The sequence below is a fragment of the Alcanivorax sp. HI0044 genome, from assembly GCF_001634945.1.
This window is the reverse complement of record NZ_LWEZ01000010.1, coordinates 1-889: the sequence shown is the minus strand read 5'-3', so window position 1 is coordinate 889 and position 889 is coordinate 1. Positions and strand designations below refer to the sequence as shown.

The following is an 889-nucleotide window of genomic DNA, read 5'->3' as shown; positions in this document are numbered from 1 at the left end:
CATGGCGCCCAGCTGCGGGATGGTCACGTGGGACTCATCGGCAATCAGCAGCGCATTCTCCGGCAGGTAGTCAAACAGAGTCGGCGGGGCATCACCCGGTGCCCGACCGGAGAACAGCCGGGAATAGTTTTCCACCCCGTTGCAGTAACCCAGCTCCTGCAGCATCTCGATATCGAACCGGGTGCGCTGCTCCAGCCGCTGGGCTTCCACCAGCTTGTTCTGTTCCTTGAGCTCCGCCAACCGCTCGGTGAGTTCTTCCTTGATCATCTCCACCGCCTTGAGCACCGTTTCCCGGGGCGTGACGTAATGGCTCTTGGGGTAGATGGTGGTGCGTCCGATGCGGCGGATTACCTCGCCAGTGAGCGGATCAAAGATGCTGATGGACTCCACTTCGTCATCGAACAACTCGATACGTACCGCCTCTTTTTCTTCTTCCGCCGGAAAGATATCGATCACATCCCCGCGCACCCGGTAGGTGGCACGGCGGAAATCCATTTCGTTGCGGGTGTACTGCAGCTCTGCCAAACGCCGCAGCAGCTCACGCTGATCAATATGATCGCCCCGCACCAGATGCAGCACCATGGCGTGGTAACTGGCCGGGTCACCCAGACCGTAAATGGCGGAAACCGTGGCCACGATAATGGTGTCCGGGCGCTCCAGAATGGCCTTGGTGGCCGACAGCCGCATCTGCTCGATCTGCTCATTCACCGAGGCATCCTTCTCAATGAAGGTATCAGAACTGGGCACGTAGGCTTCCGGCTGGTAGTAGTCGTAATAGGAAACGAAGTACTCCACCGCGTTTTCCGGGAAGAACTCCCGGAATTCCCCATACAACTGGGCCGCCAGCGTCTTGTTGGGCGCCATGATGATAGTGGGCCGGCCGGTCTGC

The 889-nt window shown here is 59.3% G+C and carries 1 pseudogene; it reads right to left on the bottom strand.

The features are described from left to right. A pseudogene (locus A3730_RS00105) lies at positions 1-889 on the bottom strand (excinuclease ABC subunit B); the annotation flags it as partial.